Origin of the sequence: Amycolatopsis vastitatis (assembly GCF_002234595.1) — a bacterium.
GTDB lineage: Bacteria > Actinomycetota > Actinomycetes > Mycobacteriales > Pseudonocardiaceae > Amycolatopsis > Amycolatopsis vastitatis.
This window is the reverse complement of sequence record NZ_NMUL01000049.1, coordinates 23,386-44,702: the sequence shown is the minus strand read 5'-3', so window position 1 is coordinate 44,702 and position 21,317 is coordinate 23,386. Positions and strand designations below refer to the sequence as shown.

Here is a 21,317-nt window from a genome sequence, read left to right as displayed (position 1 = left end):
GACGGAGTTACCTTCCCCAAACTGATTCGACGGCCATCCGGCCGAGCCGACCCGACCGGTCGTCGTGCTTCGAATACTGGTCAAGGCGGTTGTTCAATTGCGTTGTCGCGTAGGCGAAAACCAGGTTGTCGCGCGGCACGGCGAAGACAAGGGCGCAGTCCTGCCCGTAGTGGCCGAACGACTCGACGTCCGTCCCCGCCTGGCCGAGGTTGTCGTCCGGCAGCATGAAACCGAGGGAGTAGGCCCGTTCCCTGGCGAGGACCCGGTCGGTGCCGCGTCGCCGCAGCCGAGTTGCGCGCTTGAGGGTCTCCTCGTTCCAGAGCCGGACGCCGTCGACCGTGTCCATGGTCGCGGCGAAGATCTTGGCCAGAGCTCGCGCGGTGCCGACGGCGTTGCAGCCGGGCACCTCCGCACCCAGGTACAGCGCGGAGTTCTCCACGTTCTGCAGGTTCGGATTCAGCTGGGACCGGCTGAGCAGGGAGGACTTGTCGCCGAGCAGGTGGATGATCTCGGCGGCGGTGCCGGCGCCGACCACCCGCGACTGATGGAACGGCGTCACGCGCGCGAACTCCGCCGCGCCGATGCCGATGTGCACGTCGGCGCCGAGCGGCTCTCGGAACTCCTGCCGGAGGAGCTCGTCCACCGACTTCCCGGTGACCCGACGCAGGTACTCGCCGACACCCCAGCCGAAGGTCAGATCGTGGTAGCCGTGATCGGTTCCCGGTTCCCAGTAGGGGCACTGCGCGGCCAGCGCCTCGACCGCCGGGTCCCAGTCGATCACGTCGTCGACGGAAAGCCGCCGGTCGACCCCGACCAACCCGGCCTGGTGGCAGAGAAAGGTGGCCAGGCTGAGGGATCCCTTGCCTGCTGCGGCGAATTCCGGCCAGACCTCGGCCATCGGGGCGTCGATGTCGATGACACCGCGCTCGTGCAGGGCGTGCGTGATGATCGAGAGCAGCGCCTTGCTGACCGAGCGCAGGTTCTGCAGCCGGTCGGGCTGCCGCTGCCGCGACCGCAGCGCGACCCGCTCCTCGCCGTCCACGTAGACGCACAGATCGGCGTCGGAGTCCAGCCCGTCCTGGTGCAGGCGGTCGAACTCCGTCACCAGCGGCAGGAATTCCGCCGATGCGGTCCCGATGATCTGCTCCGAATGGTGCCGGCCGTCGTCCGGCCCGATCGTGACGTCCATGTCAGTCCCGAACCTCCGCCATGCGCTTCTCGATCTCGGCGGCCAGCTCACAGAGCTTGGGCTTCTCGAAGCAGATCGTCGCCGGCAGTGGTACCGACAGGCGTTGCTGCAGCTTGTTCCTGATGGTGAGCGCGTTGAGCGAGTCCATGCCGGCGGCCGCCAGATCGAGCCCGGTGAGCTCATCGTCGCCGAAGCCCAGCACGCGGGCCACCACGTCCCGGACGTAGGCCATGATGTCGGCCGAGCTCGTCATCGCCGGCGAGGGGTCCTCGGTCGACGACACGGACCGATCGCCGATCAGTCCATTGAGGATGGGGTTGGACGCGAGGTGGTGATCCGGATCGAGTTCGTCCCAGTGGGTGGGCAGGATGGCGACCTGTCCCGAGGACCAGCCGGCGATCGCGGCCCGCACCGCCGGACGGCCCTGCGCGGCGGAGATCGTGCCGATGCCCTGTTCTGCCAGCCGGCGGAGGAAATCGTCATTGCCGGCCAGGATGCCGACATCCGACCAGGAACCCAGATCCAGGGACAGACCGGGGAGTCCGGCGGCCCGGCGGCGGCCCGCCAGCGCGTCGAGGAACGTGCTGGCCGCAGCGTGGCCGGCCTGGCCGGGATTGCCGAACAGGCCGCCGTAGGACGACGTCATCACGAACAGGTCGAGGTCGGGCGCGTGCTCGGCGGCGCCGCGGTGCAGATTCCACGCACCCTGCGCCTTGGGGCCCAGCACGCGGGACATCCGGCTCCACTCCGTCCGGTCCATGATCGCGTCGTCGATGACGCCCGCGGCATGGATGACACCGCGCACGCCGGAGTACTCGGCGAACAGCCGGTTGACCTGTTGTGGGGACGTGACGTCGACGATCTCGGTGCGAATGTCCGCGTCGAACTGCCGACGCAGCCGCAGAACCCGCTCTTCACGCTCTTCGCCCGGCGCACTACGGCTGCCCAGGACCAGCTTCTTCGCGCCCAGCTCCAACAGCGCGTGCGCGCACTCCAGCCCGACCCCGGACAACCCGCCGGTGACGAGGTACCAGCAGGCGGGATCGATGCGCACCTGACCGGCTTGTGCCGGTACCCGGCCGGGGCGCAGTCGGGGGATCAGCACGCGGTCGCCGCGCAGCGCCAGCTCGGCGTCGACGGCGGGAGCCGCGCCGATGGCCGCGGCCAGTTGCGCCGCCTGCACGGCCCACCGATGTCTGGTATCGGCGGCGTCCAGGTCGACGAGCACGTGCCGGACGGTCGAGAACTCCGTTCGCGCGGTCCGCGCGATGCCGACGACAGCGCCCTGTGCGGGAATGGCGTCGTCCGACGTCAGGATGCGGTGCGCACCCGACGTCACCGTGAAAACGGTGGCATCGGGCAGGTTCGCCGCGGACACCGCCTGGTAGGTGCGCAGGGTGATCAGGCCGCCGGCGGCGAGCACGTCGTCGGACACCGACTCGGTGGCCAGCGGGCGGCCGCCGAGGTCGGCCTGCCGCTTCCGCAGGGCCGGCACGGCATTGACCACTGTGACCGGTCGGAACTCCGCCATCACGGCCGCGGCGTCATCGTCGTCCGAGAAGACGTGGACCAGCACCTCGGCACCGAGCCGCGTCAGCTCCCGCTCCAGATCGGTGGCCGACCCCGTCGAGGGGGCGATGAGCAGGCAGCGCTTGTTCGCCAGGGGTTGGGCGGCCGGCGTCACTCCAGCCTGCGCGTCGACCCAGGTGACCACGTAGTGGCCGGTTTCGCGCGCTTCCGGTTGATTCGCACCGTCTTCAACGGCCAGCGAGTCGACGCTGCCGGTCGGAAGACCGGCCGCCGACCGGGTCGACGAGATCCAGTGCCGGCGGCGCTGGAACGGGTAGGTCGGCATGGTGACCGTGTGTCCGCCGGCGGACACGGCTTCCCAGTCCACCGTCACGCCGGCCGCGTATGCCCCGGCCAGCGCCAATCGGGTGGATGCCACGTCGTTGCGTTCCCAGCGCAGCGTCTCCAACACCGTCGGTTCGTTCCCGTCGTCGCCCAACGTCATCTGGGCGAGGTTGGTGAGCGTGTCGGACAGGCCGATCTCCAGCAGGACATCGGACTTGGCGGCGCCGCGGATCGCTTCGAGGAACCGGACCGGCCGCCGCAACTGGCGTCGCCAGTAGGCGGCGTTCGCGATCTCGTCGCCGATCACGGCGCCGGTGAGGGTGGAAATGATCGTCCGCTTCGGCGGGCGCAGGTCCACGGCCTCGACCACGGCGGCGTAGTCGTCCAGGATCGCGTCCATCTGCGACGAGTGCGCGGCCCGGCTGATCCGCAGCTTCTTGGCCTTGACGCCGCGCCTCGCGGCCGTCGCGATAACCGCGTTCAACGCTTCGCTGTCGCCGGAGATCACTGTGCTGTTCGGCGAGTTGAGCGCCGCGATGTCGACCTGGTCGGTGCCGTCGAGCAGATCGAGTACCTCCCGCTGGCCGGCGAGTATCGACGCCATGGCGCCGGACTCGGGCAGGGTGCTGATCAGCCTCGCGCGCTCGGATACCAGATACAGCCCGGTTTCGAGGTCGAACACGGCCGCGCCGTACGCCGCCGCGTACTCGCCGAGGCTGTGTCCGATGTGGACCTCTGGCGTGACGCCCCAGCTACGCCACAGCTCCAGCAGCGCCGCTTGCAGAGCGTAGACGACCGGCTGGGCCATTCTGATGTCGGCGACAGGCATGCCCCGACGCGTGCCGTCCTGGTAGAGGAAATCGGAAAGCCGGTGTCCGGTGTGCTTCCGGAAGTGCGGATCGATGTCGTCGACGAACCCGTGGAAGAAGGGCTCGGACAGGTAGAGATCACGGCATCCTTCCAGGTACTCCGCGCCTTGGCCGGAGAACAGCATCGTCAGCCGGGGCGCGGCCGGCGCCACTCCGGACGCGAGACCGATCTCCCCGTCGAACTCGTCGGAGGTGTCCACTTGTCCGGTCGCCACGGCGTCGAGCAGCGCGGCGAGCGTCTTCCGGTCGGATCCGACGACTGCCGCTCTGTGGGCGAAGTGCCGGCGCCCGCTACCGAGGCTGAAGGCCGCGTCGGCCACCGCCGGCGCCACGTCATCCAGCAACGCCGCGCTCGTTCGGGCCGCCATGTCGCGGAGGGCCGGCTCGGTGCGTCCGGAAATCGGCAGCACGTGGATGCCGGGCTCGGCGTCGCCGGCGAGGTCGTTCCTGGTGGCACGCGCGGTCGGTGCCTCTTCCAGGACCGCGTGGGCGTTCGTGCCGCCGAGACCGAAGGCACTGACCCCAGCGCGGCGCGGACCGTCTTCGGTGGGCCAGTCCGCGGTCTCGGTCTGCACGAAGAACGGCGACGCGACGAAGTTGATCGCCGGGTTGGGCTCCGTGAAGTGGAGGGAGGCGGGCCGCGTGCGGTGCCACAACGCGAGTGCGACCTTGATGACCCCGGCGATGCCGCCGGCCCAGCTCAGGTGCCCGATGTTCGTCTTGACCGACCCCAGGGCGCAGGACTGTGGCCGCGCGCCCCGGAAGGCGTCGGTCAGCGCCGCTACCTCGATGGGGTCACCGACCGGCGTCGCGGTGCCGTGCGCCTCGACGTAGGAGATCGAGCCGGGCTCGACGTCCGCGGCGGCGAGTGCCTGGCGGATCACCGCCGCCTGACCGGCCACGCTCGGCGTGCTGAAACCCGGCTTGCCCGAACCGTCGTTGTTGACTGCGGTGCCACGGATGACCGCGTACACGCGGTCGTTGTCGGCCAGCGCCCGGTCCAGCGGCTTGAGCAGCACAACGCCGACGCCGCTGCCGAAGACCGTGCCCGTGGCCCGCGCATCGAAGGCCCGGCAGTGGCCGTCCTGCGACAGCACCAGACCGGGTTCCGGTCGGTAGCCGTCGATCTGAGGGACCGGCACGTGTGCCCCGCCGGCCAGCGCCATGTCGCACTCGCTGGCCAGAAGTGCCTGGCACGCCAAGTGAAGCGCGTAAAGCGAAGTGGCGCACGCGGCTTGGACGTTCACGCTGGGACCGTCGAAGCCGAGCTTGTACGACACGCGACTGGTCAGGTAGTCGCGGTCCGAGGCCATGGTCAGCTGCAGATCCTCGGTGGAGTCCAGGTAGTTCGGCTTCGACCGGCTCGCCTCACCGCTGAGATTGTTCATCAGGTAGAGGCTGGTTCCACAGCCGCCGTACACGCCGACGTCCGAGACCCGCCGCCGGCCCGCGGCGCCGCCGTCCTCCAGTGCCTCCCAGCAGACCTCGAGGAACAGCCGGTGCTGCGGGTCGAGCAGGGCGGCCTCGCGTGGGCTGAAGCCGAAGAATTCCGCATCGAACCGGTCGATGTCGGCCAGCGTCGAACTGGCGCGGATCCAGCCGTCCGCACCGTCCTCACGGCTGATCGATTCCCGCCCGTCGACCAGGTTCGACCAGAACTGCGCCGGAGTTTCCGCGCCCGGAAAGCGACACGCCATTCCTATTACGGCCACACCATGCGGCTCGCCGGGACGATACTCGTCCGGCTCGTTCCGCGGCATATCTTCCCGCTCCTCCCGTGCTCGCACAACCCATGGTGGTCCGCCGGCTCAATCCTTACCGCGCTCGTCGGGCCAGCCGCCTACGTTCCGCCGCGCTCAGTGCGCGCCGGTTCTCGCCCGGCCCGGCGTAAGCTTCACTGCCGGACGAATCGGACGGTGCGCCGCCGGCGCTGAGCCGGGCCGCCATCGCCGATATCGTCGGATGCCGATACATATCGACCAGGTGCAGATCCGCCTCGGGAAACTCATCGCGAAGACGGGCGAAAACCGAGCCGAGCAGGATCGAATTTCCGCCGGCATCAAAGAACGTCCGGTCGGCTTCGCCGGTCATGTCGGCGCCGAGAACCGAGCTCCACGCCTCGGCGACGATCCGCTCACAATCGCCGAATGAACGGCCGTCGACCGCCTCGCCGTGCGACACCGGATCGAGTTCCATGAGCTGGCGTTCCAGCGCCTTCCGGTCGAGTTTCCCGGTGAGACCGATCGGGAGTTCCGGCAATATCTTCACGGCTTGGGGTATCGCGTACTTCGGCAGCACTTTGCTGATTTCGACGAAAACTGCGGCCTCGGTGATGTCGGCCGCCGCGGATTTCGCCGCCGCGGTCAACCCGGTCACCCGGCCACCGGGACCGCGGACCGGGAAAACCGCGGCTTCGTCGACGCCGGGAACCGCATGGATCGCCGCCTCGATTTCCCCCAGCTCGACTCGAAAACCCCGGACCTTGACCTGACTGTCGATGCGTCCCTGATACCGCACGGTCGAGTCCGCGTCGACACTGGCCAGGTCGCCGGTCCGGTACCAGCGGCGCCCGCCCAGCACCGGGAACTTCCTGGCGGTGAGCTCCGCGTCGTTGATGTATCCCCGGGCCAGTCCCGGTCCGGCGATCAGGAGCTCGCCGAGCAAGCCAGGTGGGCGGTCGCGCCCGGCCTCGTCGACGACACGAACGTCCACGCCGGGTAGAGGGCGCCCGATGGGCACGTGTTCGACGTCCTCGCCGGTGCACCGGTGCATCGTCGTGTAGACGGTGGCCTCGGTGGGACCGTAGCCGTTGTAGAGGTAGGGCACGGGCCCGAGCTGGGCGACCAGGCCGGGCTGCACGATCTCGCCGCCCATCACCAGCACCTCGAGGCTACGGACCGCGCCGGCGAGCACGGGGTCCTGCAGCATCAGCTGGACCAGGGACGGGGTCGCCTGGAAGTGGGTGATCCGTCCGCTGGTGAGCACGGAGGTCAGGAACTCCGCGCCCTCGTCGGATCGCCCGGCCAGGGACTCCAGCTCGGCGACCACGATCGGGATGCCCCGGGACAGCGGCCAGAACAGGTCCGCCACCGACATGTCGAAGCAGATGTTCGCCGCGGCCAGCCAGCACTGGGCCGAGTCGTCACGCCGTGGGGGCAGCACGCCGTCCAGCGCCTTGAGCAGGTGGCTCAGGCTGCCGTGCTCGACCGCCACGCCCTTCGGGGTGCCGGTGGATCCCGAGGTGTAGATGATGTACGCGAGGTCGGAGCCGCTCGGCTCGATCAATGTCGAATCCATCGAATCGGACGACGAATATGTGGAGGCGTCTACCAGTTCATATGACATCGCCGAGAACCTCGCCGCGGTGCGTTCGTCGACAATGACGTGGCCCGCACCGGCCGAGTCCATCATGACGCGGATTCTGCCGTCCGGGAGGTTCGGGTCGATCGGCACATAGGGCGATCCGATGCCGATTGCACCCAGGATCGACGCCACCCGGGAAACCGTCGGTGACATGCACAAGCCGATGGGGCGACCGGGCCTGCACCCGCTTGCGCGCAACAGCCGGGCCATTGCCTCCGTACGGCACCAGAGTTCCGTGTACGAAACGGATTCCTTCGCGTCCGAAACTGCCACCGAGTCCGGCGATGCCTTTACCCACTGATGAATCTTGTCGACGATCCACCGGGTCGTCGTTTCCGCAAGCTCTACCGGTTGCACAGCGCAGACACCCCTGCCGAGGATATACCGAACAGCTGCGGCCAGTTCACCGAGAAAATCGTCGCCACAGTGCTACGTTGCGAGTTGCACACGCTTATTCACGTCCCTCAAGTCCAATGATTACCTTGATCAACCGACGGGCGTACCTCTGATCGGGTGATCTTTCAACACACTGCAATACCAGGCCTGAGGTTGCACGAAATCGACAATTTGACCGTGTGGGCTGGTACGAAATTCGAAACTGTGCCGGCGAGATGTCACGGGTGTGCGTAACTGCACATCGCGCAGAACTGCTGGTGGCAAACCCTTCTTGGTCGGACCGGTGTGAGACAACCCGTCTGGGCAGGGGTTCCTGACCGAGGGCGGAACAGGGGCTGCGTGTGAGGTGCCGGAGGTTCATCGGTGATGGGCTCGGTCCTTGTGGCACGGTCGACAGACCACGAGGTCTTCCGGCGTTCGGCTGCCATGATCGCCGCCCATGCCGGTTGGTCGGGTCCGGGTTGACCGAGCCGCGTGAGTTTGGCGACATGGTGAACCGCGACGGTGCCGTTGTCCTCACACAGCTCGCACCTGTTCCGCGCGAGCCGGTTGACGATCTCTTTGCGGGGATGGGGAACCCGAACTGGAGCACACGTACATAGTCCGTGAGGAGCCTCGAATTTGGCTCGATTCCGGGCCGCCATCTTGGTGACCGTGGACTTGTGCTTGGCTGCCAGGGTCTCGAGCGCCTGATGAGTGTCGCATGCACCGCGGCTACAAGGTGATCACCGCGCACGACGGCACGGCCGCGCTCAAGGCGGTCGCCGAGACCAAGCCCGACGTCGTCGTGGTCGACCCCGGGCTGCCCAACCTGGACGGGACCGAGGTGATCGCGGGCGTAAGCGCTCGGTCATGCTGATGGGCAGGTTGACCGCAACCGCGGCCGCGACGGTGTCCGCCACGACGACAGCAAGCGCCCGATGAGTGCGGCACTCGCGCTCGGTGGCGGCGACATCGTCGGACTGGCCCGGTAAAGACGTCCGGCACCACCGCTCGAACGTCCTCTTCCGCCGATGAGGTGATGACCCAGAAGGTCTGCGGTCGGGTCCGGAATGACCGGGGAGCCGGGCGTAGCGTCGGCGGTCGAGCACAAGGAGGATGGCCAATACGGCCAAGGCACCTCCGGTGATGCCCAGCCCGCCTGGCAAGTCGACGAGCCTGCTACCCGTATCCGATGCCGGCACCGGCAAGGCACAGCAGCGCGACCGCCGTCCAGCCGAACAGATTCAGACTCACACTACGAAATAGCCGAACATGGGGTCGAAGGCGGCGTCGCCAAGATACGGGACGGTATTCGGCGTATCGATGTTGCACGGTAACCTCGACTGCGGCAAACAGGCGTACCTGGACTTCGCCGAATTGCACGAAACCCATGCCGATGCGTTCCTGGGCTTCCTCACCGCGGAACTGCACCCGCGGATCGAACGCGACTACGGCACAGCCACGAGCGGGCACGGCCTCTTCGGCTACTCCTACGGCGGCCTTTTCAGCCTCTACACCTGGCTCACCGGCAGCACGCTCTTCGAGAGCATCGGAGCGGGCTCAGGTGACGCGGGCCGCGCGGCGGTTGCCCGACCTGGCGGTGCCCCACCGGGCGCGCGGCGTGGTGGCGTTTACGACGTCGCCGACGATTGGACCCCGATCTACGACCGCACCGAACTCGAGGGCTTCTACCTCGCGATCGGAACGAGCGGCAACCAGTTCAAGAACGCGCCGGTCGTGGGGCAGCTGATGACGGAGCTGATCAACCAGGTGGAGAACGGCGTCGACCACGACGCGTCGCCCGTCCGGTTCCGGGCCCCGCGCACCGGCCTGGAGATCGACCTCGGTGCGTTTCTCGTAAGCGCAACCGAAACACCGCGAACTCGGGCACGGTGATGGGCTGAGCCGGAACTCGGACGAGGCGTTGTTCTCCATCGGCGAGGTCGACGCCGGTGCCCTGTTCGATCCGTCGGAGCCGCGGGTAACGGCGCGGTCGAGGAACAGCTCCGCCCGCCACGCAGCCGTTCCACCAAGACCAGTTCACGCCCACCGAACGCCGCTCGCGCAACACCCAGCAGCTCGCCGCTGCCGAGCCGTCCCCGGATCCGGGCCATTTCCGCACCCTACAACCGGATGCACTCTTCTGCCGCTGATCGCGCATCCGCGATGCATGCACATGCCGAAGAAAAGTTCGTTTCGCCAGCGGGTCGCTGCTGCTACCGTCACCGGCATAGGTCATGAGCGCCAGCGCCAAGCCCCGGCTCGCCGGCCGGCAACCCTCCGTTCGCGGGCGGGGTGCTCCGGGTGAGGATCGGGCCCGGTGCGCAAGCCGCGGAAAGAGGAGTTGCGTGCCCATGATCCCGTCCTTTGGCGAAACCACAGGCCCCGACGGGCAAGAATCGCGGTTCGGGCCAGTGTGGCGACTTGCTGCGGCGAACGATGCCGATCAGATCGCGATGCTGCACGCCGACAGCTGGCGTCGGCACTACCGGGGCGCCTACGCCGACTCGTTCCTCGATGGCGACGTCGCGGCCGACCGCCGCTCGGTGTGGTCGGCGCGGCTAGCTGCACCGGCCAACAGCGAGACCGTCCTCGCCGAGCGCGATGGCCGGCTTGTGGGCTTCGTACACGTCGTGTTCGACGACGACCCGGTGTGGGGTAGCTTCGTCGACAACCTGCACGTCGTACACGACCAGCGCCGGACGGGCATCGGTACCCAGCTTCTGGGACGCGCCGCCCGAGCCGTCAGCGAGCGAGCGAGCGGCAACGGGATGTATCTGTGGGTGTTGCAGCAGAACACCGCCGCGCAGCAGTTCTACCGCGACTGCGGAGCTACGTGCGTGGAGACGGCGCCGGTGTCGCCGCCCGGCGGAGACCCGGCCCGGCTCAACGGCACCCCCAGCGGGCTGCGTATGGCCTGGCCGGACGTCGCAAGGATGAGCCACCTCCTCGACGGCTGCTGATCCGGGAAGCCTGTACCCGACAGGGTGGCGTTCCATGTCCACTGCTCCAGGTATCCGGCTTTCAGCACGTTCCGCAGTAGCCGCAGGAACCGGTTGTCGTGGATCTTGGCCGCCAGGCCGGCCGGCGGACGGGACCGGCCCGGTACACGGCGTCGGTGACAGGCATCTTTCCGACGGGCGGGCACCTTCCGGAGATTGTGCTTCAGGCAATTCGGCTTTCGCCGTATCGCGCGGGTCTCCCGACGCACCGCCCCTGGTGTCTGGACCCGGTCGCCGGTTTCCTGACATGCTCTTGTCCCCGGTCAGCCTTTCGGTGCCGGGTCAGTCATCAGACCCACGACCGCTCGCCGCCGATGGCGTGCCGCGGTTGGATGACGCAGGAAATCGGATGCGGTGGGAGCGCCGGCCCGCCAGGATGTGGATCATGAGCGGCGAGACGCGCGTGGGAAGTCAGCAGGACGTGGCCGCGGTGGGGCGTCCGCTTGCTTTGGTGACGGGGGCCGGACGGTCGGCGGGGATCGCGGCGTCGGTGGTACTGGATCTCGCCCAGGCCGGCTGGGACGTGGCCTTCACGTACTGGCCCCATATGACGCGCGGATGCCGTGGGGTGTGGAGCCGGGGGCGCCCGAAGAGTTGCAGAAGCAGGTGGCGGCCCTTGGCGCGAGAACACCTGCCGTCGAGGCGGATCTGAGCGATTCTGCTGTGCCGGCCCAGCTCTTCGACAGCGTCGAGTGCGAACTGGGAAACGTCACGGCGCTGGTGCTCTGCCATTGCGAGTCGGTTGACTCCGGTCTTCTGGACACCACGGTGGAGAGCTTCGACCTGCATTTCGCGGTCAATGCGCGGGCGACGTGGCTGCTGATCCGGGAGTATGGGCGGCGATTCCGCGGGCAGCACGGAAGCGGGCGGATCGTCAGCCTGACCAGCGACCACACCGCCGGCAACCTGCCCTATGGGGCGAGCAAAGGGGCAATGGACCGGATCACCCTGGCCACCGCGGCCGAGTTCGCCCATCTGGGAGTGACGTGCAACGCGATCAACCCGGGCCCGACCGACACCGGGTGGATGACCGAAGAGCAAAAGGGGACGCCTGGTCCGCGCCCGCGGCTTCTGAACTGACTAAGCGTCGGCACAAGTGTCCTCATCGGACAGCTTGCGGGTGGGCACCGCCGAGCGGATGCTGCGTGCCCATCTCGACCCGCCGCCCGCCGGTCAGTGACTGCCGGCGAGTTCTCCGGAGAGCTTGCCGGGCCGGCGCGCGCTGTCGGCGTTGAGCCCGACGATCTCCACGGTCTTACCGCGGCCGGCGTACTTGGTGGTGATCGCGTCGAGGGCGGCGACGGTGGAGCTGCTGTCCCTCTTCGCGATCACGTACAACGACCCGCTCGATGGCGCCCAGCGGCGGCCGTCGGGCCAGATGATCGAGTACCGGACCCGGTTCGCGCACACCGGCGACCCGAACATTGGACGGTGGCCACGGTTCGACGCTCGGAACCGTTACTTTCAGTCACTGGCGCCGGGCGCCCGGCGCCGTCCCACGGATGGATTTCAGGCGGAGCGAAGAATCACATTATATGCCGTGACAGCTATATTCCCTTGCTGTTATACTCCGGTTGCGCCCCGCCCGACCGGCCATGCCGGATGCCGTCCACTCGAAGGGAGCCTGCTCGTGTTTGGCACCGTGAACTCCACCGAGGACGACCGCCTGGCGCTGCGCTTCGAGCGCACCCTCGCCCACCCGCCCGCGCGGGTCTGGCGCACGCTCACCGAGCGGGACGAACTGTTGGCCTGGTTCCCCGCCGCCGTCACGTTCGACTTGACTCCCGGTGCGGAAATCAAGTTCGACATGACCGACGAGGCGAAGAAGCGCCTCGGCCTCGAAGACGGCACCGACACCGTCACCAAAGGCCAAATGACCGTCGTCGAGCCGCCGCGCTTGCTCGAGTACACGTGGAGCGGCGAAGTCCTCCGCTGGGAGCTGAGCGACGACGGCCACGGCGGCTGCCGGCTGCTCTTCACCTACACCTTCGACAGCCGCAAGCAGGCCCCCGACCTCGGCGCGGGCTGGCAGGCCGCGCTCGAAGTGGTCGAAGCGCGGCTCGACGGCAAAGAGATCACCTGGTCCTCATGGGAACGCGCGATCGAACTGCGAGACGACTACGTGGCCGCCGTGGGTGGTTAGCCGTCATGCCGAGACCACAGCACAACGCCTTCGTCAACGTCGCTTAACACGGGCCGCGTCTCGCCGTCCATCTCGCCTCCGCACACGGACTCTGGATCACCTACCGGTCCATGCTCATGGCGACGATGCATCCGAGGCGAACCCGCGAACTCGGCGACCCAACGATGCAGCCACTACGCGTGCAAGTCCTCGCGGCTGGGGACCTCGGTTTCGAAGGTGGCGATGCCGGTGGCCATGCCCTGGCCGTAGATCCGGCGGACCGCTTCCCAGTCACCACGGCGCAGCGGGCGGACGGTGACGTCCTCGGGCAGGTTGTCCGGGCAGCAGGGGCGGGGCGCCAGCATCCCGATGACAGCGTCGGCGGCGTGCGGAAGGCCGGTGCAGCAGGCCGGGTCGACCGAGATGACCGTGGCGGTCGCGCGCTTGCACAGCAGCAGGAACCGGCCCGGGCGAGGTCCTGCTCCGGGTTACCGCTGCCGGCGTCAACTTCGTCGACCTCTCGCAGGCGCGCGGCACGTTCGCCGGCGGCCCGCAGCCGCCGTACCTGGCGGGCGTTCGTCGCGCGGTTCCTGGCACGCCGACTGGTCTACACCTACGAGATCGTCGACCTGGTCCCCGGCGAACGGCTGACCATTCGCACCGCCCAGGGCCCGTTCCCGATGGAGACGACCTACACCTTCGCCGTACACGGAAACACCGGCCCTCACATGACATTGCGCAACCGGGGCGAACCGAAAGGCTTCTCGGCGATCAGCGCGCCACTGATGACCGCGGCGATGCGGCGTGCGAATCGCAAAGACCTGGCGCCCCTGAAGGTACTACTGGAACGAACTACCCCTTCACCAGGGGACTGACCAACGAATCCGCTGAGCTGCCCCGAGTCCAAGGGGGGTTCAGCGGGCTCCTCGGCCGCCGCGGCCGAGAAAGTCGCGTTCCGCGTCCGCGGGTGCCAGGGTGGCCGCTCGCTGGTAGGCGGCGTGCGCGTCGTCGTCGCGACCCAGCCGGCGCAGCAGGTCGGCTCGGGTGGCGTGGAAGGCGTAGTAGTGGTCGAGATCCAGCTCGTCCACGAGGGCGAGTGCGGCGGCCGAACCGTGGACCTCGGCGACGGCGATGGCGCGGTTGAGCGCCACGACCGAGGTGGGCGCGATGGCAAATAACTGGTCGTAGAGGGCGAGGATCTGCCGCCAGTCGGTCTGCGCGGCGGTCGCGGCATCGGCGTGCACGGCGTTGATAGCCGCCTGGATCTGGTAAGGGCCGGGGTGGTTGCGGAGCAGGCATCGGCGGACGATCGCCTGCCCCTCCTCGATCAGGGCGCGATCCCAGCATCTGCGGTCCTGCTCGCCGAGCAGCACCAGCGAGCCGTCCGGTCGTATCCGGGTCGCGCGCCGCGACTCGACCAGCAGCACCAAGGCGAGCAGCCCGGCGACCTCGGGTTCGTCGGGCATGAGCCCGACCAGGATCCGCGCCAGCCGGATCGCCTCCGCGCAGAGGCCGGGCCGGGTGAGTCCCGTGGTGTAGACGAGGTAGATGACGGCCAGCACGGACCGCAGCCGACTGGGCAGTTCCTCCGCCGCCGGCACCCGGTACGGGATCCGGGCGGCCTTGATCTTGCGTTTGGCACGGACCACGCGCTGCGCCATGGCGTCCTCGGTCACCAGGAACGCGCGGGCGACGTCCGTGGTCGACAGGCCGCCCAGCAGACGGAGAGTGAGCGCGACCCGCGCCTCGGGGGACAGGGCCGGGTGGCAGCAGGTGAAGATGAGCCGCAGCCGCTCGTCCGGCACGACGTCCACCTCCCCGAGGTCGTCCTCAGTCGCGAGCACGGCCATCTCGCCGAGCAGTTCCCGTCCTCGCGCGTCGCGACGCAGCCGGTCGAGGGCACGGTTGCGGGCAGTGGTGGTGATCCAGCCACCAGGGTTAGGTGGCAGACCGTCCTGCGGCCACTTGCGCAGGGCAAGGGCGAACGCTTCCTGCACGGCGTCCTCGGCCAGGTCGATGTCACCGCAGAAGCCGATGACGGCGGCCACGGACCGGCCGGACTCTTCGCGGAAGATCCGGCCGACCGCTGCCTCGTCGACCACGCCGGTCAAGCCATCGGCTCCTCGGCGAAGGCGGCGAACGGGCGGACCTCGATCGGCACCTTGATGCAGCCGGTGACCTTGGCCGCCCAGCCGAGTGCGGCGTCGAGATCGGCGGCCTCGATAACATAAAAGCCACCGAGATGGTCCTTGGACTCCGCGAACGGGCCGTCGGTCGTCAGCAGTTCCCCGCCGGACTCGCGCACGACGGTGGCCGTGTCCGGCTCGTGCAAACGGCCGGAGAACACCCAGGCACCCGCCGTGGCCATCTCCCGCTCAATCTCGCCGAGACGCGCATGTGACTGGCGCATCTGCTCCTCCGTCATCGGCTCGCGAACCTCGCCCTCGCGGCTGTGCACAGACAACAAGTAACGCGTCATAATGCCTTCTCCTCGTGCTCGGCGGGCCTATCCCGCATCCTCGCCTCACCACGAACGGACCGCACCCGGATCGACACCACACCCCAAGAAATCCGGTACAACGCCGTGTTGCCCCATCCGACGATCAACCAAGACGAAGAAGGTGCATGGTGACCGCAGCGGCGGATGGTCGCCCTCCGTGATCATGTTGCCGGCGTCACGGCAGCAGCGCTGTCGTCGGATCCGACGTCGTCCTTGGCTTGCTCACCCGAGTCGTGCGCCTGGGCTTGGTCTCTGGTGCACCGCGCGGTGCGCTTTGCCTTCCTGCCTCGTGCGGTCCACTGACCAACACCACGACCAATGGGGTCGGCCACGTTGGGTGCCAGGGTGGCGAGGCTGGCGAAGATCGGCAGTCGGCGTGCTGGCCGACGTTGATGTCAAGCAGCAGTCCGAGGATGGACAGGTCGACCGCCGGCTCGGTGACTGGTGGGGCCGACACACGGTGATGCTCGACATCTCGGTCGTCATGTCACGCCGCCCTCGGTCCAGCTGGCGCTCGGCTTCGACGAGGCCGGCCAGTAATCTCCGGCGTGGACGACCTTGAACGGCAGCTCTTCGACGCGTTGACGCGCGCGGCGGCTGACGGCCACCTTGTCCCGGGTACGGATGTCGCCACCGAGGTGGCGCACCTGCTGGCGCTCAACCACGGCCTCGGCACCAGCATCCTGATCCGACAACGCACGGTCGAGGAAGCCGAAGCGGTGCTGCGACGGCACCTCGACCGGCTCTTCGGCGCCGGTCCGCAATCGACACGCACCGTGCGTTAAGACAGCACCACCGTCAGGCGTTGTCGCCGTCGGGCGTCGAGGACGCGCCGGTTGACCGGGCTCGGGCGGATCGTCACCAGACCGCGGCTTTCGAGCTCACCCGCGAGCGACGAATGACCTGGGGCGTGACATAGGCGCGCCGCGCCAGCTCAGCCGAGGAACTACCTACTCGCCGCGGCGAGTAGGTGCAAGGCGCTGTTCTGCGATAGGCAGAGTTCAGGGCCAGAGCGTGCGTGCTTTCGGCCCTGAACGTGGGTGAGCTGTGCTGCTACTTGCCCAGGAGTGTGGTCGCCGACTCGAGGGTCCCCGGACCGTGCTGGGTCAGGGGTGCGGCGACCGCACCGGTGTTGTAGCGCCCGCCGTGGGTCAGCGGTGTGCTCCCGGCGAGCTGGGTCAGCCCGGTGAGCGAGACCAGCTGAGTCACGTCGGACACCCCGTTCAGCGCCGGCGACCGCGTCGGGAGAAGGCCGTTGGTGCTCGGCAGCAGCCCACCCAGCAGCGGCAGCCCCGCCGCGGGCGTGTCCGCACGCCGGTCGGAGGCCGGCGTCGCGGGCGGCTGGACCGGCGCTGCCGGCTGAACCGCGCCGGTCGGGGCGGTGGAGGTGTGCAGGCCGGTGACCCGGGTGCCCGCATCGAGGTTCAGGGGCTGGGTGGAGACGGTTCCGTGCAGCGGCAGCACCGGCAGCGGGCCGTCGACCGGCGTGATCGTGGCCCGGTCCGGCACTGTGTCCGGCGTCGCCGTCAGCGGCACGGTGGCCGGCAGGACGGGCAGGTCGGTTGCATCCAGCTCACTGCCCAGCGGCGCGTTGAGGTTTTGTTCCGGCAGGTCGCCGGAGACCTCGGCGCTCGGCGCCGGATCGTGCTGGAGCAGGTGCATCGGCACCGTGTGCAGCACCGCAGGGGCAGGTGCGTCGGTGACCGGGGCGGGACGCTGCTGGGTGGCGGGCAGCACCGTGTTGAGGGCCTGGACCGGGTGCCGCAGGTCCACGCCGGTCGCGGCCTGCTGCACCGTTTGCGCCGCCCGGAGGTCGTCGGTGGCGCCGTTGACCGTGCCCGCAACGCCGTGACGCCTACCCTGCCGCCCCAGCGACGATCAGACGAGTACGTCCACTGTGTCCCGGCTGTTCGCCGAACAGAGCCAGCTTGAGGACGAGGACTCCCTACGCAGTGCCGAGCAAGTAGTCATGCCCCGCACATCGCGTACTCAGTGTTCATCTATTGATGCACAGGGTAGTCAAAGGATGGGCGCCACCCCGGTGATCGCGGCCTTGGCGATCCAGCGGTGGGTCGCCCGGCAGGCCGGCACCGAGGTCACGGAGGACGTCCGGCACTGGTGGTCGGTCCAGAACCCCGGGCCCGCCGCCGAGGCGATGCAGCGCTTCTGGAAGACGCCCGGCTGAGCGGGCCTTCCGGTGACTGGTGAGGCTCCAGTGGGTGTCACCCAAGACGGTGCCATGGGCCGCGGATCCGTTCCGCCACACCGGTTCCGGGGCACTCCCCGAAGGCACGAGCACAACGGAAACCGGCTCTAGGACAGGAGTATCGCCATGCGACGCATCACTGCCACGATCGGTGCCTTGGTGTTGACGACCGGAGTTCTCCTCGGGGCGACCGGAACAGCTTCCGCCCAGACGGAATCCACCCCGAGGGTCAGGTGCGTGGGCAGCTCGCTCGCGATGTGGGCCGCCACGGCCCTCTGCGTCGTCGACCGTAACTTCCCCGTTCTCATCACCCCGGGCGCCTGACCCTCAGCCCCGGCCGGCGCCCGTCGAGCGGCTCGGGAAGACGTCCAGCGCGGCCAGGGCGTCGTCGTCGAACACGATGCCGGAGGCGGCGATGCTGGCTACGGCTGCCAGGTGCGCCGCGCTCGCGGCGCCCCGAAGGAGGTGGACGTTCGGGGCGTGGTGCGGCAGCCAGGCCAGCCGACCTGTTCCGGCATGCGGCGAGGCGGGATGCGACCGTCAGTAGCTGTGTACAAGCGTTGTGGTTGCCGCGACAATGCAGGACGGCGTCTCGACAGCCGATGCCTCAGGCAGCACAGCAAGCCCGCGACTACCTCTGCAATCCCAGCGGAAGCGATCCATCGCCCGCAATGATCACCACCGCGCAGTGGCTGCACCTATGGCTGGGACCGTTCCAAGATTGGTGTTTCCGGCCCGGCCCGCCGGGCCGAGGTCCGGCGGGCCGGGCACTGTGAGTGATGACATCGGGACCTTGTGAGTCCACGCAAGAGTGAGTCGAACCCGGCGCGGAGCTGTCGCCGGAGCAGGCCGCCGCGGCGGCGATGGTGGCCGAGGCGAAAGCCCGCGGGCTGGCGTTGACCGGCCCGGACGCCTGCTGAAGCTGTTCACCAAGAACGGGCTGGAACCGCGCTGAACGAGGAGATGACCGACCACGGCACGTTCACCAACGCTCTCGCCGGTCCCCCGTGCTCCATCGACGCCACCGGAAGTGTGGTGGTCACGCAGTGGAGCAGGCGTACGAATGGCGGCGGTTTCCCTTCCGGGCCGGCATTCATCGAGACCGGAACCGGCCGACGCACCCACCGGGTCGCAGCCGACGATGTCTCGTCCATATCGTGCCCAACGCACGGAAGGCCCGCGACCGACCACAGCCGGTTCGGCGCCGAAGGAGAGATCCCTCCGGCGCCGGACTGGCCACGCCGTCGTCTTCGCTCAGCCGCTGCGCGAGACCCGCACGTAGTCGACCAGGAGCGACCTCCCGGCCACGGTGGTTTTGGTCGGCTTGCCCGGCCAGTCGCCGCCGATCGCGAGGTTGAGCAGCACGAAATAGCCGTGGCCGAACGTCGACTTCCAGGTGGAGCTACCCACCGTCGATTCCGTGACCGTCCAGTACGGCACGCCGTCGACGAACCACTGCAGCCGCGTGGGGCCCCACTCGACCGCGTAGGTGTGGAATCCACCGGTGGCGAGCGTGGTCTGGCCGGTGAGTCCCGTGTCCTCACGGCACGGTCCGCCGGACTCCGTCTTGCCGCAGTGCAGGGTGCCGTGGACGATCTTCTGGCTGTTGATGTTCTCCATGACGTCGATCTCGCCGGCCTGTGGCCAGTTCGTGTAGTTGCCGCGGAACGGCGCCCCGAGGGTCCAGAACGCCGGCCAGTAGCCGGAGCCACCACCATCGGGCAGTTGCAAGCGAGCTTCGACGCGCAGGCTCCCGCCGGGCGCCGGTTGGAAGTCCGAGCGCTGGGTCTCGATCCGGCCCGACGCCCACTTTGCGGACTTGTCCTCGGTCGCGGTGATCTTCAAAGCGCCGGTGCCGTCCAGGCTGACGTTCGCCGGGTCCTTGGTGTAGGTCTCCAGTTCGCCGTTGCCCCAGCCGCTCGCGCCGCCGGGATAGGAGTGTCCGGTGTCGAAGATCCAGTTCGCCGCCGCGGGCAGGGCGCCCGCCGGGCCGTCGAATTCGTCGCTCCAGAGGACGGTCCATGCCGCGGCCGCCGAGGCGGCCGGGACCACGCCGGCGAACAGGACGCAGCCGAGAACCACCAGCAGAACTCGTGAACGGGTAGGGAACGCAGGCATGATCTCGCTCCTTCCGGTCAGTTCAGCTCGGCGAGCATTGCCGAGTACGCCTTCTTGGGCTTGAGGTTCTGGTCCCAGGGCAGCGCGTCCCCGACGGTGAGGGGGTACTGCCCGGTGTCTGCCGTGGAGCCGTAGCGGTCGGTGAACCCCCACATCCCGAACGTCGTGCAGTTCGGCTCGTCCCGGCAGACGGCGAGCTTTCCGGCGAACTCCTTGGCCTGCATGGTCGTGTCCCCGCCGGACACGACGTCCATTTCGGACACCCGGACCTTCAGCCCGAGCGCGGGCGAGTGCCTGGACGTGCTTGCGGAACGTCTCCGGCGGGGTCCGGTCGCCCTTTTCGTACTCGTGGTTCTGCATCCCGACGCCGTCGATCGGGACGCCGTCCGCCTTCAGCTGCTTCACCAGCTTGTACAGCGCGTCCCAGCGGGGGCCGCTCTGTTCGACGCCGTATTCGTTGAGGTACAAGGTCGCGGCCGGGTCGGCCGCCCGGGCCGCCCGGAACGCCTGCGGGATGTAGGCCGCACCCATCGCCTGGTACCAGAGGTTGTGTTCCAGGCCGTCGGAGTTGTCCTCGTTCATCGGCTCGTTGACGACGTCCCATTCGGCGACCCGGCCGGCGAAGTGGCCGGCCACCGCCTTGATGTGGTCGAGCATCACCGTGTTCTTGTCCGGCGCCGAGCGCATCCAGGTCGGCAGGGCCTCGAACCACACCAGGGTGTGGGCGTGCACGGCCATCCCGTTCGCCCGCGCGAAGTCGACCAGCAGGTCGCCCTCGGCGAACGCGAACACCCCGCGCGAGGGCTGGACGAACTCCGGCTTCATGTCGTTCTCGGGGGTGAGCGCGTCGAACTCGCGCCCGGCGATCGCCCGGTAGGCGGCGTCGTCGACCAGCGGCGTGCTGGCGATGGCGGAACCTACGCGAACCGGCCGGGGCAGTGCGGAAGCTCTGGCGCGCAACGACGTGCTCGACTGTTGTTGGGCCCAGGCGGGCGCGTCGACGATCTTCGCGCTGCCGGACACGGTCAACGCGCGCAGCGTCCAGCCGCCGCCGACCTGCGCGTCCGCGCCGAACCACACGGTGCCGGCGGAGAACGCGCTGTGCTCGCCCACACTGCCGAGCTGCTTGCCGCCGGCGGAGACGGTCACCTTGCCGCCGCTGCGGCTGATCGACACGGCGACGTCGCCGGCGAGACCGGAGCCGAACGACTTGGTCTCCACGGCTTTGTCGGATCCGCCGTCCCAGACCGCGACCTCGAGCTTCCCGCCGACGACCCCGACGCGCACGCTCGGCCGCTCCTGCCGCCATTCGTCGTAGATCACCGGCAGCCTGCCGTAGAGCTGCAGGTACGCGGACTTGGCGCCGGTCACCGACATCAGCGCGTCGACGCCGAAGTCACCGCTGACGTTCAGGTGCGGACCGGCCAGGTTGGCGGGCGGGTTGGGCTGGAGGCGTTTGCCTTCCGGCGTGGTCACCCAGCGGTCCAGCGGGGTGATCTTCACCCCGGCCGCCGTCGGTTCGGCACCGGAGAAGTGCGCCCAGTCGTGTCCGGCGAGCAGATCGGCCGATGCCGCGTACGCCGCTCCGGGTGGCACCAGGCTCGCGCCGACCAGCAGCGCCGTCCAGACCGCCGTGCGAATTCCCAGTCTCATCGATTCCTCCACGAGATCACCAGGGCGCGGGCGGCGGCCGCACGCTGACCGGTTGGATCCTGC

Annotated in this window: 16 protein-coding genes, 3 pseudogenes and 1 riboswitch; of the genes and pseudogenes, 9 read left to right on the top strand and 10 right to left on the bottom strand. The window is 68.7% G+C overall.

Annotated features, from left to right (window positions below; translation table 11 throughout):
• Positions 1–7: 7 nt before the first annotated feature.
• The 4 genes from CF165_RS39375 to CF165_RS53885 all read right to left on the bottom strand — a co-directional run bounded on the left by CF165_RS39375 (position 8) and on the right by CF165_RS53885 (position 8,315).
• Complete coding sequence (locus CF165_RS39375) at positions 8–1,189, bottom strand: serine hydrolase domain-containing protein (protein ID WP_093952687.1); 1,182 nt, start codon at positions 1,187–1,189, stop codon at positions 8–10.
• 1 nt (position 1,190) lies between these two features.
• Positions 1,191–5,672, bottom strand: coding sequence for a type I polyketide synthase (locus tag CF165_RS39370; protein WP_093952686.1), 4,482 nt, complete (start codon positions 5,670–5,672; stop codon positions 1,191–1,193).
• Positions 5,673–5,727: 55 nt separating this feature from the next.
• Positions 5,728–7,548 (bottom strand): non-ribosomal peptide synthetase, encoded by a 1,821-nt coding sequence (locus CF165_RS39365; protein WP_240521990.1) that lies wholly within the window; start codon positions 7,546–7,548, stop codon positions 5,728–5,730.
• Between the two features lie 341 nt (positions 7,549–7,889).
• Entirely contained in the window at positions 7,890–8,315 is a 426-nt protein-coding gene (locus tag CF165_RS53885) for an HNH endonuclease (protein WP_369126866.1), read from the bottom strand.
• 59 nt (positions 8,316–8,374) lie between these two features.
• On the opposite strand from CF165_RS53885, the pseudogene CF165_RS39360 reads away from it, so the two are divergent.
• The 4 genes and pseudogenes from CF165_RS39360 to CF165_RS39340 form a co-directional block, all read left to right on the top strand.
• A pseudogene (locus CF165_RS39360) lies at positions 8,375–8,512 on the top strand (response regulator); the annotation flags it as partial.
• A 413-nt stretch (positions 8,513–8,925) separates the two neighbouring features.
• Positions 8,926–9,549, top strand: coding sequence for an alpha/beta hydrolase-fold protein (locus CF165_RS53705; protein WP_338023590.1), 624 nt, complete (start codon positions 8,926–8,928; stop codon positions 9,547–9,549).
• A gap of 337 nt (positions 9,550–9,886) precedes the next feature.
• Positions 9,887–10,000: riboswitch (SAM riboswitch) on the top strand.
• Positions 10,001–10,007: 7 nt separating this feature from the next.
• Positions 10,008–10,616, top strand: coding sequence for a GNAT family N-acetyltransferase (locus tag CF165_RS39345; RefSeq protein ID WP_093952684.1), 609 nt, complete (start codon positions 10,008–10,010; stop codon positions 10,614–10,616).
• Between the two features lie 597 nt (positions 10,617–11,213).
• Positions 11,214–11,735, top strand: coding sequence for an SDR family oxidoreductase (locus CF165_RS39340; RefSeq protein WP_240521989.1), 522 nt, complete (start codon positions 11,214–11,216; stop codon positions 11,733–11,735).
• A 93-nt stretch (positions 11,736–11,828) separates the two neighbouring features.
• Here the strand turns inward: CF165_RS39340 and CF165_RS51870 are convergent, their stop codons facing one another.
• Complete coding sequence (locus CF165_RS51870) at positions 11,829–12,080, bottom strand: hypothetical protein (RefSeq protein WP_167441713.1); 252 nt, start codon at positions 12,078–12,080, stop codon at positions 11,829–11,831.
• A 205-nt stretch (positions 12,081–12,285) separates the two neighbouring features.
• Between CF165_RS51870 and CF165_RS39335 the strand changes: the two genes are divergently transcribed.
• Positions 12,286–12,798 (top strand): SRPBCC family protein, encoded by a 513-nt coding sequence (locus CF165_RS39335; protein ID WP_205661091.1) that lies wholly within the window; start codon positions 12,286–12,288, stop codon positions 12,796–12,798.
• 176 nt (positions 12,799–12,974) lie between these two features.
• Here CF165_RS39335 and CF165_RS39330 read toward each other — a convergent pair.
• Positions 12,975–13,238 (bottom strand): annotated as a pseudogene (locus tag CF165_RS39330) (GNAT family N-acetyltransferase); the annotation flags it as partial.
• On the opposite strand from CF165_RS39330, the gene CF165_RS52940 reads away from it, so the two are divergent.
• Positions 13,164–13,652, top strand: coding sequence for an SRPBCC family protein (locus CF165_RS52940; RefSeq protein ID WP_240521988.1), 489 nt, complete (start codon positions 13,164–13,166; stop codon positions 13,650–13,652). The pseudogene CF165_RS39330 and the gene CF165_RS52940 sit on opposite strands and share 75 nt — an antisense overlap.
• 39 nt (positions 13,653–13,691) lie before the next feature.
• On the opposite strand, the gene CF165_RS39320 is transcribed toward CF165_RS52940, so the two are convergent.
• Together CF165_RS39320 and CF165_RS39315 are read right to left on the bottom strand one after the other, a co-directional pair.
• The gene (locus CF165_RS39320) at positions 13,692–14,888 is read right to left on the bottom strand and encodes an RNA polymerase sigma factor (RefSeq protein WP_158226886.1); all 1,197 of its coding nucleotides are present in this window, start codon (positions 14,886–14,888) and stop codon (positions 13,692–13,694) included.
• Positions 14,885–15,256: a YciI family protein gene (locus CF165_RS39315; protein WP_093952682.1), complete on the bottom strand. Its 372-nt coding sequence runs from the start codon at positions 15,254–15,256 to the stop codon at positions 14,885–14,887. The genes CF165_RS39320 and CF165_RS39315 overlap by 4 nt, the downstream gene beginning before the upstream one ends.
• Positions 15,257–15,825: 569 nt before the next feature.
• Between CF165_RS39315 and CF165_RS39310 the strand changes: the two genes are divergently transcribed.
• Entirely contained in the window at positions 15,826–16,062 is a 237-nt protein-coding gene (locus CF165_RS39310) for a TetR family transcriptional regulator C-terminal domain-containing protein (RefSeq protein WP_240521987.1), read from the top strand.
• 268 nt (positions 16,063–16,330) lie between these two features.
• Here CF165_RS39310 and CF165_RS39305 read toward each other — a convergent pair whose 3' ends face one another.
• Positions 16,331–17,071 carry a hypothetical protein gene (locus tag CF165_RS39305; protein WP_093952680.1) on the bottom strand — a complete coding sequence of 247 codons (741 nt, stop codon included), beginning with the start codon at positions 17,069–17,071 and terminating at the stop codon, positions 16,331–16,333.
• Between the two features lie 232 nt (positions 17,072–17,303).
• Here CF165_RS39305 and CF165_RS51400 point away from each other — a divergent pair, with 232 nt between their 5' ends.
• Positions 17,304–17,462, top strand: coding sequence for a hypothetical protein (locus CF165_RS51400; RefSeq protein WP_158226885.1), 159 nt, complete (start codon positions 17,304–17,306; stop codon positions 17,460–17,462).
• A gap of 816 nt (positions 17,463–18,278) precedes the next feature.
• Positions 18,279–18,458, top strand: a pseudogene (locus CF165_RS54135) (IS256 family transposase); the annotation flags it as partial.
• Positions 18,459–18,737: 279 nt separating this feature from the next.
• On the opposite strand, the gene CF165_RS54130 reads toward CF165_RS54135, so the two are convergent.
• On the bottom strand, positions 18,738–21,254 hold the full coding sequence (locus CF165_RS54130; RefSeq protein ID WP_439098540.1) for an endo-1,4-beta-xylanase: 2,517 nt from the start codon (positions 21,252–21,254) through the stop codon (positions 18,738–18,740).
• Between the last annotated feature and the right edge of the window lie 63 nt (positions 21,255–21,317).

Coding starts and splice junctions, on each gene's coding strand:
- CF165_RS39375 (WP_093952687.1), bottom strand. CDS start 1,189: ATGGACGTCACGATCGGGCCGGACGACGGCCGGCACCATTCGGAGCAG.
- CF165_RS39370 (WP_093952686.1), bottom strand. CDS start 5,672: ATGCCGCGGAACGAGCCGGACGAGTATCGTCCCGGCGAGCCGCATGGT.
- CF165_RS53885 (WP_369126866.1), bottom strand. CDS start 8,315: ATGGCGGCCCGGAATCGAGCCAAATTCGAGGCTCCTCACGGACTATGT.
- CF165_RS53705 (WP_338023590.1), top strand. CDS start 8,926: ATGGGGTCGAAGGCGGCGTCGCCAAGATACGGGACGGTATTCGGCGTA.
- CF165_RS39345 (WP_093952684.1), top strand. CDS start 10,008: ATGATCCCGTCCTTTGGCGAAACCACAGGCCCCGACGGGCAAGAATCG.
- CF165_RS39340 (WP_240521989.1), top strand. CDS start 11,214: ATGCCGTGGGGTGTGGAGCCGGGGGCGCCCGAAGAGTTGCAGAAGCAG.
- CF165_RS51870 (WP_167441713.1), bottom strand. CDS start 12,080: ATGTTCGGGTCGCCGGTGTGCGCGAACCGGGTCCGGTACTCGATCATC.
- CF165_RS39315 (WP_093952682.1), bottom strand. CDS start 15,256: ATGACGCGTTACTTGTTGTCTGTGCACAGCCGCGAGGGCGAGGTTCGC.
- CF165_RS51400 (WP_158226885.1), top strand. CDS start 17,304: ATGGGCGCCACCCCGGTGATCGCGGCCTTGGCGATCCAGCGGTGGGTC.
- CF165_RS54130 (WP_439098540.1), bottom strand. CDS start 21,254: ATGAGACTGGGAATTCGCACGGCGGTCTGGACGGCGCTGCTGGTCGGC.